This is a genomic window from Modicisalibacter ilicicola DSM 19980 (assembly GCF_900128925.1).
GTDB lineage: Bacteria > Pseudomonadota > Gammaproteobacteria > Pseudomonadales > Halomonadaceae > Modicisalibacter > Modicisalibacter ilicicola.
This window is the reverse complement of sequence record NZ_FQUJ01000003.1, coordinates 167,339-183,527: the sequence shown is the minus strand read 5'-3', so window position 1 is coordinate 183,527 and position 16,189 is coordinate 167,339. Positions and strand designations below refer to the sequence as shown.

Below are 16,189 nucleotides of genomic sequence, written 5' to 3'. Positions count from 1 at the left end.
GTCCTGTTCGAAGAGAGGATACCGAGAGCAGGAACACGGGCGCGCGATCGTCGGCTAAGGGAAAGCAATGCGCAACAGGAAAAGGCGTAGCGCCTGGCAGGAGGGTAACCGTTTCACGCTGCTCCCGGGGAGCCGGCGTTATCTTCCGGCCATCGGCTCCGCGATCGATCGCGCCCGGGAGTCGATCCTGCTCGAACTCTACCTCATGGAATCGGGACGCCTCGCGGATCGCCTCATCGCGGCCCTGGAACGGGCGGCTCGGCGCGGTGTCGCGGTGCGGGTGCTGCTCGACGGTTTCGGGGCCATGCGGCTTGCGGAAGCGGATCGCCAGCGCCTGCGAACCGCCGGCGTGGCATTGCGCTTCTTCAATCCGCTTGCCTGGCGGGCGCTGGGACAGAACCTGACCCGCGACCATCGCAAGCTGCTGGTTGTCGATGAACGGCTGGCCTTCACCGGGGGCTTCGGTGCCGCCGACGAATTCCTGGAGGCCTGGTTCGAGATCGCGGTACGCATCGAAGGGCCGGTCGTCGACGACTGGAGCGAGCTGTTCCTGAGCCTGTGGAACTCGTCTCTCACGCGAGGCAAACCGGAAGACATCCCTGCGCGGCAACCCCCGGCCCCGCGCAGAACCGGCCGGCGGTGCACGCCCGTCGAGCAGGGTGGCATGCTCGGGCGCGTGGTATGGGGTCAAGGGTATCGTTACCAGACTATCCGGCTCTCGTTGCATCAGCAGATCGCCCAGGCGCACCACCGCATCTGGTTCTGCACGCCCTACTTCGTGCCCACCCTGAGCCTGCGACGACGCCTGGCGCGCGCGGCCCAGCGAGGCATCGACGTGCGCCTGCTGCTGCCCGGTGACACCCACGATCACCCCGGGGTGCGCTATGCCGGGCAGCGTTTCTACGGCCGGTTGTTGCGGGCCGGCGTGCGCATCTTCGAATTTCAGCCCGCGTTCATCCACGCCAAGTTCTCCCTGGCGGATGACTGGACGAGCGTAGGCTCCTGCAACTTCGACCACTGGAGCCTGCAATGGAACCTGGAAGCCAATCAGGAGGTGCTGGACACGGGCTTCGCCGATCAGGTCGCCCTCCTGTTCGAATCCTGCTTCGCCCGCAGTCACGAGATCCTGCTCGAGCAGTGGGAGCAACGCTCCTGGTGGCAACGCCTTCGCGAGGGGGCGTACGGGACCCTGGATGCCTGGGTCACCCGTCTACGGTAGGCTTTCAGTGTTCAGCGCCGGCGCTTGTCGCCGCGCCCGGCAGGACGCTTCTTGCGCGGGGTGGGCTTGGGTGCTTCCGGGGGCACCCGATAGTGCAGATAGAGATCGAGCACCAGTTCGGGGAGCTGCTGGACGAGGCGCTCGAGCCGAAGGGGGTCGTCAATCAGCTCGGCCATGTCCGGCTCGTCGTCGAACAGGCCCGATAGCGCCATGAATGGCAACAGCAGGGTGGCGGCACTCTCCTCGTTGCCCTGGAACCAGGCGCCTTCGTCGAGAAACACCCCCTCCATGAACCCTGCGCACCAGTCGCCGATCGGGGTCTCTTCCGGCGCGATGCCGCCGAGTTCGAGCTCGAAGGGCAGCTCCGGGAGCTGGCCGTGCTCCAGGGCCTCGATGGCGTTGCGCCTGAGGCGCTCGAGCAGGCCGAGAATCTCGTTGCGTTCGATGTCGCTGCCGAAGTCGGGCTCGCCATGGAACAGCTCGCCAACCCAGGTGGCCGCCGGCACTTCCCGGGGCGCGACCGCCAGTGCCACCAGCAAGCCATGGGCGGAGACGAGATCCAGGGCATCGGCGTCGACCCGCTCGGAGTCGAGAAAATCGTCGAGCCGGTCCAGTTCGTCGTCGTCGAGCAAGGGGTAGGGGAGTGGAGTCTCTTGCATGTGGTTTCCCGGAGAGGCGAATATGAGCGTGGTCCGTATGCAGTGCAATGAGGCATTCTAGCATTTCATGAACTCCCCGACCCTTCCGACCCCAAGCGTTTCCGAACTGGCGGCGCTTGATCGCAGCGCGCTGCATGCGCGTCTCCACCAGCGCGTCGAGGCCGCCTGGGAGCTCGCCCAGGCTGTCTATCCCGGTCTTCCACGGCCACCGGCATGGCTCGATCTGCGGGGGAAATGCGCGGGGCAGGCGCATTTCGGCCGTTCGGGGTTGCGTTTCAATCCGGTGCTGCTCGGGGAGAACCGCCTGGCCTTCCTCGTCGAGGTCGTTCCCCACGAGATGGCCCACTGGCTGGTCCATCACCTCGAGGGAGGCGAAGCCATGCGACCGCATGGTCGCGAGTGGCAAGGCGTGATGCGCGGCTTGTACGGGCTCGAGCCACGAGCGACCCATCGTTTCGATACCCGCACGGCCAGCCCCGCCCCGCATCGCTATGCGTGCGCCTGTCGCAGCCACTATTTCAGCAAGCGGCGGCATCGGCTAGCTCATGCCGGCAAGCATTACGTTTGTCGCCAATGCCGCCAAAGGCTGGTCTGGTGTACCGGATAGGTGCTTCGATCTGTTTTTAATTTATTGAAATTAAAGGATAAAAAGTTTCTACGAAGGTCTAATAGGGGCAGGTGCCCCGACTGGGTATATCCTGAAAAGGACGTTTTGGTCGTCGACTCAGCGATCGACCGAGTCGGCACATGCACATCCAAGATACCCCAGCAGGGTACAGAGGCAACGACATGACTGAACAGCAGAGAGTCCACCCCGTGCGTGGGGATTTCGCCGCCAACGCCTGGGCCGACAAGGAAACGTATCAGAGCATGTACCAGCAGTCGGTGGACGACCCGGAAACCTTCTGGGGGGAGCAGGCCAAGCGCCTGGAGTGGACCAAGACGCCGACCAAGATCAAGCACACCGTTTTCGATACCCACAACGTCGACATCCGCTGGTTCGAGGATGGTGAACTCAACGCCTGCGCCAACTGCCTGGATCGTCATCTGGACAAGCGTGGCGATCAGCCGGCCATCATCTGGGAAGGCGACGATCCCGATCAGAGCAAGACCCTGACCTACCGCCAACTGCACGAACAGACCTGCCAGCTGGCCAACACCTTCAAGGCGTTGGGTGTAGGCAAGGGTGACGTCGTGACCCTGTACATGCCGATGATCCCCGAGGCCGCGATGGCCATGCTGGCCTGCGCGCGCATCGGTGCGATCCACTCCGTGGTGTTCGGTGGCTTCTCGCCGGATGCCCTGGCCCAGCGCATCGTCGATGCCGAGTCGAAGCTGGTCATCACCGCCGACGAGTCGGTGCGCGGTGGCAAGCAGGTGCCGCTCAAGGACAACGTCGATGCGGCATTGACCCGCAAGGGCACCGACGTGGTCGCCAACGTGCTGGTGGTCAAGCGCACCGGCGGCGAGATCGAATGGCACGACGGTCGCGATCTCTGGTACCACGAGCAGGTCGATCAGCAGTCTGCCGATTGCCCCGCAGAGCCGATGAATGCCGAGGACCCGCTGTTCATCCTCTACACGTCCGGTTCCACCGGCGCCCCCAAGGGGCTCAAGCACACCACCGGCGGCTACCTGCTGCACGCGGCCATGACCCATCAGTACGTCTTCGACTACCAGGACGGCGAGGTCTACTGGTGCAGCGCCGACGTGGGCTGGGTCACCGGCCACAGCTACATCGTCTACGGGCCGCTGGCCAATGGGGCCACCACGCTGATGTTCGAAGGGGTGCCCAGCTATCCTTCCCATGGGCGTCTGGGGGAGATCATCGACAAGCACAACGTGGCGATCCTCTATACCTCGCCGACGGCGATTCGCGCGCTGATGGCGCATGGCGACGACGTGATGGATTCCAGCAGGCGCGATAGCCTGCGTGTGCTGGGTTCGGTGGGCGAGCCCATCAATCCCGAGGCCTGGGAATGGTTCTATCGGGTCATCGGCAACTCGACATGCCCGATCGTCGATACCTGGTGGCAGACCGAGACCGGCGGCATCATGATCACCCCGTTGCCGGGTGCCACCGACCTCAAGCCCGGTTCCGCGACACTGCCCTTCTTCGGTGTCCAGCCGGCCCTGGTGAGCAATGAAGGCAAGATCCTCGAGGGGGCCACCGACGGTAATCTGGTGATTCTCGACTCCTGGCCGGGGCAGGCGCGTTCGATCTGGAAGAACCACGAGCGTTTCGTTCAGACCTATTTCTCCGCCTACCCGGGCATGTACTTCACCGGGGATGGCTGCCGCCGTGACGAGGATGGCTACTACTGGATCACCGGCCGTGTCGACGACGTGATCAATGTCTCCGGGCATCGCATGGGCACCGCCGAGATCGAGTCGTCCCTGGTCGCTCACGAGGCGGTGGCCGAAGCCGCGGTGGTGGGCTACCCCCACGACGTCAAGGGCCAGGGCATCTATATCTACGTCACCCTGAAGGATGACTACGAGCCCAGCGAGGAGCTTCGCAAGGAGCTCGTTCAATGGGTGCGCAAGGACATCGGTCCGATCGCCTCGCCGGACGTCATCCAGTGGTCGCCGAGCCTGCCCAAGACGCGCTCCGGCAAGATCATGCGCCGCATCCTGCGCAAGATCGCCGCCAACGAGACCGAAGGGCTCGGTGATACCAGTACCCTGGCGGACCCGAGCGTGGTCGACGACCTGATCGAGAATCGCGCCAACCGTTGAGCGTTCGCCCCTCATTCGAGCGTACACCCAGACCGGCTCCGAGAGCCGGTCTTTTCGTGGGCGCTCGGTGGATCCGTTCGTTAAGCGCGATGCTTGGGAATCGGGTCCGGCATGGGGTAACATGCTGTAAGGAAATGGTGAACATGTGGGCGTCACGGCAGATGGCGCGTCCGCTTAGCGCGTAAGGATCCGGAGTAGACTCAATGGCCTTTGCCCAGAAATTCATAGTCGCCGATGATCACCCGCTGTTTCGTGCGGCATTGACGCAGGCCTTGCGTCAGGTCGCTTCCCAGGCGGAAATCGTCGAGGCGGACACCATGGAGGCGACCACCGAGGTGGTGACTCGCCATCCGGATGCCGACCTGATCCTGCTGGATCTGCACATGCCCGGCGCCCACGGGTTTTCCGGCCTGATCCAGCTGCGCGGGCAGACGCCGGATATTCCGGTGGCCGTGGTATCGGGCAGCGACGAACCCCATGTGGTACGCCGGGCCATTGATTACGGCGCTTCCGGCTTCATCCCCAAGTCGTCCTCCCTGACGGTGATCGCCGAGGCGGTGAACGAAATTCTCGATGGAGAGATCTGGCTGCCCGAAGCCCTGGCCGCCGCGCTGGGCGAGTCCAACGAAGAGGAGACCCGCTTCGCCGAGGCGATCGCCTCCCTGACCCCTCAGCAGTTCCGCGTGCTCAACATGCTCACCGAAGGCCTGCTCAACAAGCAGATCGCCTACGAGCTGAACGTCTCGGAAGCCACCATCAAGGCCCACGTGACCGCCATCCTGCGCAAGCTGGGCGTGCATTCGCGCACCCAGGCGGTGATCGCCGCGCAGAAGCTCGAGGTCGAGCCGCCCAAGGTCGAATCCTAGGGGCACGAGCTCAGGTCGTCTGGCGGGCAGCCCGGCTGGCCTGCAGTGTGCGCGTCAGCAGGGCGCGCAGTGCCGCGGGGCGTACCGGCTTCAGCAGCAGCTGGTAGCCGGCGCGCTTGATCTCTTCAGCCACTTCGTCGGTGCGGTCGGCCGTGATCACGATGCCCGGAATCGGACCCTGGAAACGTTCGGCCAGGGCATCCAGCGCCATCAGTCCGGTGACCTCGTTGTCCAGATGGTAATCGGCGAGTACCGCATCGGGATCTTCCTCCAGATGGCGCAGGATCGACCTGGCGCCCCCGATCGACGTGGCGGTGAAGACTTCGCACCCCCAGCCCGAGAGCATGGACTTCATGCCCTCGAGGATCAGCGTCTCATTGTCGATGCACAGAATCCTGGTGCCCGCCAGCTTGTTGCTGGTGCGTCGGCTGGGCATCTCGTCACGTGCGAGCGCGATCTCCTGGGCGGGTACCCGGGGAACTTCCACCGAGAACAGCGTGCCCGCCCCTTCCCGGGAACGTACTCGGATGGGATGCTCCAGCACACGGCTCATGCGATCGGCGATGGAGAGTCCCAGCCCCAGCCCCTTCTCGCTCTCCTTGTGACGCGAAGCCTGGTCCAGGCGGCGAAATTCCTGAAATATCTCGGCCTGCTTCGACTCGGGGATTCCGGGACCGGTATCCCAGACCTCGATGGCCAGGCGCTGGCCATGGCGCCGGCATCCCAGGAGCACCCGGCCGTGCTGGGTGTAGCGAAGCGCGTTGGAGAGGAAGTTCTGCACGATGCGGCGCAGCATCTGGGTGTCGCTGTCGACCCAGGTCTGTGTTGCCACCACATGCAGATCGAGGCCACGCTCCTCGGCCATGACGTCGAATTCGGCACGCAGGGGCCGAAAGATATCCGCCAGGGGGAAATAGGTGCGCCGTGGCGTGAGGGCGCCGGCATCGAGCTTGGAGATGTCGAGCAGGGTGCCCAGCAGTTCCTCGGCAGCCTGCAAGGAGTTGTCGATATGGCCGACGGTACGCTTGAGGTCGTCGGCGTCGTTCTGCTGTGAGAGGGCGGAGGTGAACAGGCGTGCGGCGTTGAGGGGCTGCAGCAGGTCGTGACTGGCGGCGGCCAGGAAGCGAGTCTTCGAGGCGTTGGCGTCCTCGGCGACCTGCTTGGCCTGACGCAGGGCCTGCTCGGCCTCGGCACGCACCCGGTTCTCCTTGCGCAGGGCAGCGTTGGCCTTGGACAGCGCCTGGGTCCGCTCCCGCACCCGTTCCTCGAGGTTCTCGTTGGTCTCCTGCAGCGCGATCTCGGCCAGCCGACGTTCGGTGATGTCCTGGTAGAGCGAGAAGAAACCGAGGATGGCGCCGCTGTCGCCGAAGTGGGGGGTATAGGTGACCAGCATGTAGCGGGTGCCGCCATCGCCATCATCCAGCGAGATCTCGAAGCTGACCCGTTCGCCTTTCAGCGCCCGTTGCATCCAGGGGGCACGATCCCGGGCGATGGCCGGCGACATCACGTCTTCCACCCGCTCGCCGATCACGGAATTGCGGTCGATGCCGAAGGCCTGCTCGTAGGCGCGGTTGGTGAAGAGATAACGGCACTCCTTGTCGAAATAGGCGATCAATGCCGGCACGTTGTCGGTATAGATGCGAATGTTGTTCTCGGAACGAATCAGCGCCTCCTCGGTGCGCTTCTGCAAGGTGATGTCCTGGTAGGTGTAGACGAAGCCACCGCCAGGCATGGGGTTGCCCTGGACGTCCAGCACGCTGCCATCCTGGCGGTAGCGCACGTAGCGATGCGGCTGCCCCTGGCGAATGTTGTCGAGCAGCGAGTCGACATGCTCCTCGGGATCGCCGGGCCCGTACTCGCCGTTGTGGGCGTTGTAGCGGAAGATCTTGTCGATCGGAGCGCCGACCCGGATCAGGTGATCGGGAAAGCGAAACAGCTCCAGGTAACGCTGGTTCCAGACCACCAGGCGCAGGTTCTGATCGACCACGCTGATGCCCTGGTTGACGTTCTCGATGGTGGCCTGGAGCAGGGCCCGGTTGAATTCGAGTACCTGGGACGCTTCGTCGACGATGGAAATGACATCCGAGATGCCGATACCGCGCCCCTGGAGTGCCGAGTTGACGACGATGCGTGCCGACGAGGCCCCGAGTACCGAGGCCAGCAGCCGCTCGGTGAACTGGATGACGTCGATCGAGGCGCGGGCATTGTATTCCAGGAATTGGCCGGTACGCCGGGCATAATCGTCGAAGGCGCCTTGCACCTGGCTCGCCCCCAGGAAACGCTCGCACAGCACTCTCAGGTCATCCACGGTGGTGGCGCCGGTCCAGGGGCGGTTCACCGACGTCTGGCGGGTCTCGACACTGTCGACGAACAGCGAGGCCTGGATACGTTCGACGACCCGCTGCGAGGTGACCTGCGAGACGAAGATGTAGCCGAACAGGTTGAGCCCCAGGGAAAGCATCACACCGTGGGTGAAGGGGTCACCGACCTTGAGCCCGAACAGCTGGGTCGGCGACAGCCAGTCGATCCCCAGGGGGCTGGCGGTAAGCCAGTGCCCCGGCACGACACCGGCATTGACCAGGGTCGGCAGCAGCAGGGCATAGGCCCAGACCGCAAAGCCGACATTCATGCCGGTGATGACCCCCAGGCGATTGCCGCGCTTCCAGTAGAGCCCGCCGAGCAGGGCCGGGGCAAACTGCGCCGCGGCGGCGAAGGAGAGCATGCCGGTGGAGGCCAGGGAACTGAACTCCGCGGTCAGCTTGTAGAAACCATAGGCCAGGCCCAGGATCACCAGGATGGTGACGCGTCGAGCCCGCAGCACCAGACGGCCGTAATCCTGCGCCTTGGTATCGAACCAGCGCAGACGGAACAGCAGGGGGATGACGATCTCGTTGGACACCATGATCGAGACGGCGACGGCGGCGACGATCACCATGCCGGTGGCCGCGGAGAAACCGCCGATGAACGTCAACAAGGTCAGGAGTTCGTTGTCGGCGGCCATGGGCAGCGCCAGCATGTAGGTGTCCGGCGAGACGCGATCTTCAGGGAACAGGGTGAGGCCCGCGGCAGCCACCGGCAGCACGAAGAAGCCGATGGCGACGAGGTAGAGAGGAAACAGCCAGCGGGCTCGGGCGGCATCGTCCGGGTGGGTGTTCTCGACCACGGTGACATGAAACTGCCGAGGCAGGCAGAAGACCGCCAGCATGGCGAGCAGCGTCTGGGCCCAGAAGCCTCGACCGAAGTCCTGCTCCTCCAGCTGGCGCTGCAGTTCGAGAAAGTTGTCGGCGCGACCGAGCAGATCGCCCAGTCCGTCGAACATGCCCCAGGTGACATAGGCACCGAGGGCCAGGAAGGCGAGCAGCTTGATCACCGACTCGAAGGCGATGGCATGGATCAGCCCCTCGTGATGCTCGGTGGCATCGGTGTGCCGGGTACCGAACAGGATCGCGAAGACGGCCATGACTGCCGCGACATAGAAGGCGGTGTCCGCGAACAGGGGCGCCCGGGTCATGTCCGACGAGGCGGTGAGCACCGTGAAGGAGGTGGCGACGGCCTTCAGCTGCAAGGCGATGTAGGGCAAGGTACCGATCAGCGCCACCAGGCTGGCAAAGGCGGCCAGCGATTGGGTCTTGCCGTAGCGTGAGGCGATGAAGTCGGCGATCGAGGTGACGTTCTGGCGCTTGGCGACCCGGATCATCTTGGCCAGTACCGGCCAGAACAACAGGAAGGTCAGCACCGGGCCGACGAAGATGCTGGCGAAGGACCAGCCGGAGGTAGCGGCCTGGCCCACGGCGCCGTAGAAGGTCCAGGAGGTGCAGTAGATCGCCAGGGCCAGGCTATAGATGACCGGCCGGCGCTGCATGGCGCCGACCAGTTTGGCGCGGCGGTCGCCGCGCCAGGCGATGAAGAACAGGATGGCGATGTAGAGCAGCGAGACGGCGATCAGCAGCCAGCCTTGGAACATGATAGGTACCCCCTTGCCAGTGCCTATTCTAGGGCAACGCGGACGCTTGAGGCATCACCGTAGAACTCGCCGTGCCATGCGAGAAAGGGGGTCATGCATCGGGGCAGATGGCCTGGAACAGGGACGTGGATTCGTCGATGCTCTGCAATCCGGACAGATCGGGCTGGCGATTTTCCTCGCTGATTGGCAGTTTCTCCCGGGCCGCGCAGTTGATCAGATAAGCCTGGTGCGTGACCCGGTCCTGGTACCCCTTTTCGAACCGGTAAAGGATGAACTCGACCAGCGACTCCCCTCCGATTCGTGATCTCACCAGGCTGTCCTGATCGACGACGTCGAAGGCGGTCGTCATGGGGAACAGATAGGTCCAGGGACGCCAGAGCATCTGCTCCTGCTGGGTGGACACCACCGTCGCCGATTCCGGTAGCTGCTCCCGCTTGGCGTCGAACCAGGAATACTCGTAGTGAATCTGGTACGCCAGCATGCCCAGCCCCGCAAACACCGGGACCACCCAGCGGGGCAGGCGGTTGCCGCTGATGAAGCGTAGCAGAAGCCCCACTCCCGCCGCCCCCAGGCCGGCGAATGCCGCTGCAATCAGATGCCATATCATAGATCGATCGTCTCCAAAGCAATCGGGCTTCCCGAGGGAAGCCCGATTGGTACTGTTTTCCCGACACTGTGTCAGGTCGCCATTATGGCTTAGTGGTCGACTGCGGTACCAGCGCCTTTCGGATAGCGGACGCTTTCTACCAGTTCCTGGATCTCCTTCGGCGGTGCCTCGGTGGCATTGGAGACGATGAAGGCCACGGCGAAGTTGATGATTGCACCCACGGCGCCGATGGACAGGGGCGAGATGCCCAGCACGTAGTTCTCCGGAATGTCTGCCAGGTTGTTGGTGCCCGGAATGAAGAACCAGCCCTTGTAGATGAAGATATACACCAGCGTGAAGGCCAGCCCCGTGAGCATGCCGGTGATCGCTCCCTTGTTGTTCACGCGCTTGGAGAAGATGCCCATCATCAGCGCCGGGAACAGCGATGCCGCGGCGATACCGAAGGCCAGTGCCACCACCTGGGCCGCGAAGCCTGGTGGGTTGGCGCCCAGGTAGGTGGCGACGATGATGGCCACCGACATGGAGATTCGCGCGGCCAGGAGTTCGCCTTTCTCGGTGATTCGAGGATTGATCGACCCCTTGATCAGGTCGTGACTGATGGCCGAGGAGATGGCCAGCAGCAGGCCGGCGGCCGTCGACAGGGCCGCTGCCAGCCCCCCGGCGGCGATCAGGCCAATGACCCAGCCGGGCAGATTGGCGATCTCCGGGTTGGCGAGTACCAGGATGTCACGGTTGACCTCCAGTTCGTTGCCTTCCCAGCCGCGTTCCTGGGCGGTCGGCGCGAAGGATTCGGTGTCGTTGTACAGCTGGATACGGCCGTCGTCGTTCTTGTCCTCGAACTGGATCAGGCCGGTGACTTCCCACTCCTTGATCCAGTTGGGGCGATCCTCGTACTGGATGGGCTCGGCGGTGGGGCCGTCGGGATAGATGGTGGTCATCAGGTTCAGACGGGCCATGGAGGCTACCGCCGGGGCCGTCAGGTAGAGCAGGGCAATGAAGACCAGGGCCCAGCCGGCCGACCAGCGGGCATCGGCAACCTTCGGCACGGTGAAGAAGCGGATGATGACGTGGGGCAGGCCCGCGGTACCGATCATCAGCGACAGGGTGAACAGCACCATGTTCAGCTTGTTGTCCACGTCTGCCGTGTACTGGTTGAAGCCCAGCTCGGTGATGACCTCGTTGAGCTTGGCCAGCAGTGGCATGCCTGACTCGCTATGATCCGAGAAGAGGCCCAGCGGGGGCAGCGGGTTGCCCGTCAGCTCGAGCGAGATGAACACGGCGGGGATGGTATAGGCGGTGATCAGCACGCAGTACTGGGCGACCTGGGTGTAGGTGATGCCCTTCATGCCCCCGAGCACGGAGTAGAAGAACACCACGATCGCCGCGATGATCAGGCCCATGGTGGCATCGACTTCCAGGAAGCGCGAGAAGGCCACGCCGGCGCCGGCCATCTGACCGATGACGTAGGTGACGGAGGCGACGATGAGGCAGATCACGGCCACCAGGCGCGCGTTCTTGCTGTAGAAACGGTCGCCGATGAACTCCGGTACCGTGAACTTGCCGAACTTGCGCAGGTAGGGTGCCAGCAGCGTCGCCAGCAGGACGTAGCCGCCGGTCCAGCCCATCAGGAAGGTGGAGTTGGCATAGCCCCCCGCGGCGATCAGTCCCGCCATGGAGATGAAGGAGGCCGCCGACATCCAGTCGGCGCCGATGGCCATGCCGTTGGTGACCGGATGCACGCCGCCGCCCGCGACATAGAAGTCTTTCGTCGAACCGGCCTTGGCCCAGATGGCGATGGCGATGTAGAGGGCAAACGACGCGCCCACGAACAGGACGTTGATAGCGAATTGACTCATGCTGGTTTACTCCCCGAGCCCGAACTTTTCATCAAGCCGGTTCATTTTCCACGCATAGAAGAAAATGATACCGATGAAGGTCAGAATGGAACCCTGCTGGGCAAACCAGAATCCCAGGTCCGTCCCGCCGACGGGGATGCCTGACAGCAAAGGGCGTAGCAGGATGGCAAAGCCGTAAGACACCAGGGCCCAGACGATCAGACAGCCAGCAATCAGGCGAACATTCGCCGACCAGTAGGCAGCAGCATTGGATTTATCATCTGCCATATTATTGCTCTCCGCTTGTTTTTAATGAGGGAATTGCACCGAGAATTAATCGGAACCAACAGGGCAGTCGCTAGCCTGCGACAACCATCATCGGCACGGTCGAACCGCTGCCTCGATGTGGTGGGAGTAGGTGAAGCAAGCCGCTAGAGATTCAATCAGTGTGTTCCATGCGACTAAAGTCACTCTCCCATCACGCTATTGGTCTCCGTTGCTCTCTACCCGACCAAGACGCTTCATCGACATCCGATTGCGCTTCGTGACTCGACATTAATATTGGGCAACAAGCGCAAAAAATAAAATCCTATACTTTGGTACTATGAGGAAAACAAGATTTAATGGTGTTGAAAAAAATTACAAACAAAACAATTGCTTATATGAGAATCGGCCGACCAGGTCGGGGCCTCGTGCGCGAATCATAGGACGATGGTCTAGGCAGTGTTGCATGGGACAATAGTCTAGGTTCGAAGGTATAGAACGATAGTTGAGCTTTTTTTGAAAAACGTGATGTTGCTATTCTTGCCTGTGTATTATCGGTGTCGATAGTCGCGGCCGGTTTTCGAAGTTCTTTATCGCCAATAATCCAGTGGGAGTCGACATGAAGAGGGCTGCATGATGGTCGACATCGATCTTTCACAACCGCCCTTCTCGCTGCTCGACGAGTCGGGTAAGGCGCGGGTCAGCAAAGGGGTCGACCTGGGCTATTTCGACAACGAGGAAATCATTCTCGATGCCGGCCAGCCGGGCGAGTTCGTCTTCATCATCCACAAGGGCGAAGTCGCCGAACTGGACAGCACGCTTCCCGGCGATCAGGGCCGTATCGGCCATTACTCCGCCGGCGATCTGTTCGGCGCGATCAGCATCATCAACGGCAAGAGCCGCTACCGCTTCAAGGCTGAACAGGAGACGCTCTGCTATCTGCTTCCCAAGGCGCTTTTCGAGCAGCTCTGCGAGGCGTATCCCGCCTTTGCCGAGTTCTTTCGCCAGACCCTGGCCAACAAGACCCGCCTGCTGATCGAGCAGCGTAACGAGGGCGGCATGACCATGGCGGGTTTCATGCTGGCGAGCATTGCCGACTGCATGCGCCCTCCGCTCATCGTCGGCGAGGCGACGACCGTGGCGCAAGCGGCGGCGGCACTCGACGACAGTCATGCCGATAGCGTGCTCATTCAGGCGGCAGGACGCTTCGGCATGGTCACCAAGACCGACCTGCTCAACGCCCTGGTACTGGAGGGGCTCGACAAGGGCAGCCCGGTGCTGGGGATCGCTCAGTTCACGCTGGTCTCCGCGAAGCCCGGCGACTATCTGTTCCAGGCCCTGGTGAGCATGACCCGGCACAAGGTCTCCCGGGTGGTCGTGCTGGAGAACGAGACCCCGGTAGGTGTCGTCGAATTGACCGATGTGCTCAGCTATTTCTCGAGTCGTTCCTACATGGTTAGCCTGGAGGTGGAACAGGCCGACGATCTCGATGCGCTCGCCGTGGCCAGCGCCCGCTTGCCGGAACTCGTCAAGGCGTTGATGGCCCAGGGCGTCAGGCTGCGCTTCGTCATGGACCTGCTGGCCGCGCTCAATGGGCGCATCGTCAACAAGGCATTCCAGTTCATCGTGGCCCCGCCATACCAGGCCCAGTGCTGTCTGCTCGTCATGGGCAGCGAGGGGCGCGGCGAACAGATACTCAAGACCGACCAGGACAATGCCCTGATCCTGGCAGACGGCAGCGACTGGCCGGACTGTGCCGCCGACATGCAGCGCTTGACCGAGACCCTGATCAAGCTGGGTTATCCGCCGTGCCCTGGCAACATCATGGTATCGAATCCCGGGTGGGTGAAGAGCGAATCGGCATGGCGCGAGACGATCACTCATTGGGCCGCCAAGCGTGACGGGGCATCGCTGATGAACCTGGCGATCATGCTGGACGCTCATGCGGTGGCGGGCGATGCGACGCTGCTCGAGGGGCTGCGTGCCCATCTCTTCGAGTGTTGTACCCGGGACGAGCTGTTGCTTTCCTATTTCGCTCGTGCTGCCTTGAGCTTCTCCACGCCCCTGACCCTGTTCGGCACCCTCAAGAAGCCCGAGCACGGCATCGACATCAAGAAAGGCGGCATCTTCCCCATCGTGCATGGCGTGCGCACCCTGGCCCTGGAGCGACGCATCCAGCCCACCTCGACCCTCGCCAGACTGGAAGCATTGGCAGAAGAGGGCCGCCTGGAAAGGGATTTTGCCGAGGATCTGGGGGAAGCGCTCTCCTTGTTTGCCGAGCTGCGACTGCAGCAGCAGCTGGCGCGCCTCGAGGGTAGGCAGAAGAGCGAGGAACCCAATCGCGTGGTGGTGCAGTCACTGTCTTCCCTGGAACGGGACCTGCTGCGGGAAGCGCTGGGTATCGTCAAGAGCTTCAAGCAGCGTCTGTCTCATCGCTTTCATCTGGAGTATTAGGGAGGGGGAATACCACAATGCTTCGATCGATACGCCGTGCCGCCGACCGCCGACGTCAGGCCGATGGTCAGTATGGCTGGCTGTTCAATCCCTATACCGGTGATGAGATGGTCTCCATCGACTGCGAAACCACCGGGCTCGACCCCAAGACGGCCGAACTGGTGTCCGTGGCGGCGGTACGCATCAAGGAGGGACGGGTACTGATCAGCGATTCTCTGGACCTGCGGCTGCAGTGCCCGGAAAGTCTGAGTGGTGATTCGATCAAGATTCACGGCCTGCGCGGTATCGACCTCGATGGCGGCGAGACACTGGACGAAGCCCTGGAAAAGTTGCTCGATTTCATCGGCAATCGGCCGCTGCTCGGCTGGTGCATCGATTTTGACCTGGCCGTGATCAATCGTCACCTGAGGCCTCGCTTCGGTTTCGACCTGCCCAACGCCTGCCTGGACATGGTCAACGTCTACCGGCGCGAGGTACGCAGGACACGCCCGGACCTGGAGCCCGATCTGCGTTTCGAGGCGATGGCCAAGGCGCTTGGCGTCCCGGTGATGGGGCGGCATACCGCGTTGGGTGATGCCGTGACCACGGCATTGATGTACGTTCGCCTGAAGAATGGCTCGCGCCGGGCATCCTAGAAGGGGCTGGGAGAGGCTCACCGTCGCATGTCGCTCGGAGCGGTGGTAGCATGGGTGCCCCTTGAATTCACTGCGTAGCGTCACATCCATGTCAGAACTCAGCGGCCCCCAGAAGTACGAGTTCAACAAGCTCCAGAAGCGCCTGCGTCGTCAGGTCGGCAATGCCATCATCGATTACGCCATGATCGACGAGGGCGACAAGGTCATGGTCTGCCTCTCCGGCGGCAAGGACTCCTATACCCTGCTCGAGATCCTGCGCAACCTGCAGCGCAACGCGCCGGTCGCCTTCGAGCTGGTGGCGGTCAACCTGGATCAGAAGCAGCCGGGCTTTCCCGAGCACGTGCTGCCGGACTATCTGGAGGGCATCGGCGTGCCCTACCACATCCTCGAGCGGGATACCTACTCGGTGGTCAAGGAGAAGACGCCGGAGGGCAAGACCACCTGCGCGCTCTGTTCACGGTTGCGGCGCGGGTCGCTGTATGGTTTCGCCGAGGAGATCGGGGCGACCAAGGTGGCGCTGGGACACCATCGCGAGGACATTCTCGAGACGCTGTTCCTCAACATGTTCTACGGTGGCACGCTCAAGGCGATGCCGCCCAAGCTGCTCTCCGACGATGGCAAGAATATCGTGATTCGCCCGCTGGCCTACTGCCGGGAGGCGGACATCGCCGAGTTCGCCCGACTCATGGCGTTCCCGATCATCCCCTGTAACCTGTGCGGCTCCCAGCCCAACCTGCAGCGTCAGGTGGTCAAGGAGATGCTGGGCGAGTGGGAGAGGACACACCCGGGCCGGCTCGAGACGATGTTCAAGGCGGTGACCAACGTGGCCCCCTCCCAGCTTGCCGACCGCGATCTCTTCGACTTTCATGCCCTCGAGGCCAGGCGCGAGGCGATGAACGCCAACCGCATCGAGGCGTTCGATCTGCTGACCCGCGAACTCTGAGTAA

At 62.9% G+C, this 16,189-nt stretch carries 12 protein-coding genes; 7 read left to right on the top strand and 5 right to left on the bottom strand.

Going from position 1 to position 16,189, the window contains the following annotated elements; translation table 11 throughout:
- Positions 1 to 67 precede the first annotated feature (67 nt).
- Positions 68 to 1,219: a phospholipase D-like domain-containing protein gene (locus BUA41_RS03455; RefSeq protein ID WP_072819771.1), complete on the top strand. Its 1,152-nt coding sequence runs from the start codon at positions 68 to 70 to the stop codon at positions 1,217 to 1,219.
- An 11-nt stretch (positions 1,220 to 1,230) separates the two neighbouring features.
- On the opposite strand, the gene BUA41_RS03450 is transcribed toward BUA41_RS03455, so the two are convergent.
- The gene (locus BUA41_RS03450; RefSeq protein ID WP_072819770.1) at positions 1,231 to 1,878 is read right to left on the bottom strand and encodes a YecA/YgfB family protein; all 648 of its coding nucleotides are present in this window, start codon (positions 1,876 to 1,878) and stop codon (positions 1,231 to 1,233) included.
- A 67-nt stretch (positions 1,879 to 1,945) separates the two neighbouring features.
- Here BUA41_RS03450 and BUA41_RS03445 point away from each other — a divergent pair, with 67 nt between their 5' ends.
- From BUA41_RS03445 to BUA41_RS03435, 3 genes are all read left to right on the top strand, one after another.
- Entirely contained in the window at positions 1,946 to 2,485 is a 540-nt protein-coding gene (locus tag BUA41_RS03445) for a SprT family zinc-dependent metalloprotease (protein ID WP_072819769.1), read from the top strand.
- Between the two features lie 182 nt (positions 2,486 to 2,667).
- The gene (acs, locus tag BUA41_RS03440; protein ID WP_072819767.1) at positions 2,668 to 4,617 is read left to right on the top strand and encodes an acetate--CoA ligase; all 1,950 of its coding nucleotides are present in this window, start codon (positions 2,668 to 2,670) and stop codon (positions 4,615 to 4,617) included.
- A gap of 203 nt (positions 4,618 to 4,820) precedes the next feature.
- Positions 4,821 to 5,483, top strand: coding sequence for a response regulator (locus BUA41_RS03435; RefSeq protein ID WP_072819766.1), 663 nt, complete (start codon positions 4,821 to 4,823; stop codon positions 5,481 to 5,483).
- Positions 5,484 to 5,493: 10 nt separating this feature from the next.
- On the opposite strand, the gene BUA41_RS03430 is transcribed toward BUA41_RS03435, so the two are convergent.
- The 4 genes from BUA41_RS03430 to BUA41_RS03415 form a co-directional block, all read right to left on the bottom strand.
- On the bottom strand, positions 5,494 to 9,447 hold the full coding sequence (locus tag BUA41_RS03430; RefSeq protein WP_072819765.1) for a hybrid sensor histidine kinase/response regulator: 3,954 nt from the start codon (positions 9,445 to 9,447) through the stop codon (positions 5,494 to 5,496).
- Between the two features lie 91 nt (positions 9,448 to 9,538).
- Positions 9,539 to 10,054, bottom strand: a complete 516-nt coding sequence (locus BUA41_RS03425) for a hypothetical protein (protein ID WP_072819764.1) — start codon at positions 10,052 to 10,054, stop codon at positions 9,539 to 9,541.
- A gap of 89 nt (positions 10,055 to 10,143) precedes the next feature.
- A complete protein-coding gene (locus BUA41_RS03420; RefSeq protein ID WP_072819763.1) occupies positions 10,144 to 11,910 on the bottom strand; it encodes a sodium:solute symporter family protein in 1,767 nt (588 codons plus the stop codon).
- 6 nt (positions 11,911 to 11,916) lie between these two features.
- Positions 11,917 to 12,177 carry a DUF4212 domain-containing protein gene (locus tag BUA41_RS03415; protein WP_072819762.1) on the bottom strand — a complete coding sequence of 87 codons (261 nt, stop codon included), beginning with the start codon at positions 12,175 to 12,177 and terminating at the stop codon, positions 11,917 to 11,919.
- A gap of 612 nt (positions 12,178 to 12,789) precedes the next feature.
- On the opposite strand from BUA41_RS03415, the gene BUA41_RS03410 reads away from it, so the two are divergent.
- The 3 genes from BUA41_RS03410 (at position 12,790) to ttcA (ending at position 16,185) form a co-directional block, all read left to right on the top strand.
- Entirely contained in the window at positions 12,790 to 14,607 is a 1,818-nt protein-coding gene (locus tag BUA41_RS03410; protein WP_072820159.1) for a DUF294 nucleotidyltransferase-like domain-containing protein, read from the top strand.
- 17 nt (positions 14,608 to 14,624) lie between these two features.
- Positions 14,625 to 15,242, top strand: coding sequence for a 3'-5' exonuclease (locus tag BUA41_RS03405; RefSeq protein ID WP_072819761.1), 618 nt, complete (start codon positions 14,625 to 14,627; stop codon positions 15,240 to 15,242).
- Positions 15,243 to 15,330: 88 nt separating this feature from the next.
- A complete protein-coding gene (gene ttcA / locus BUA41_RS03400) occupies positions 15,331 to 16,185 on the top strand; it encodes a tRNA 2-thiocytidine(32) synthetase TtcA (RefSeq protein ID WP_072819760.1) in 855 nt (284 codons plus the stop codon).
- The last annotated feature ends 4 nt before the right edge of the window (positions 16,186 to 16,189 follow it).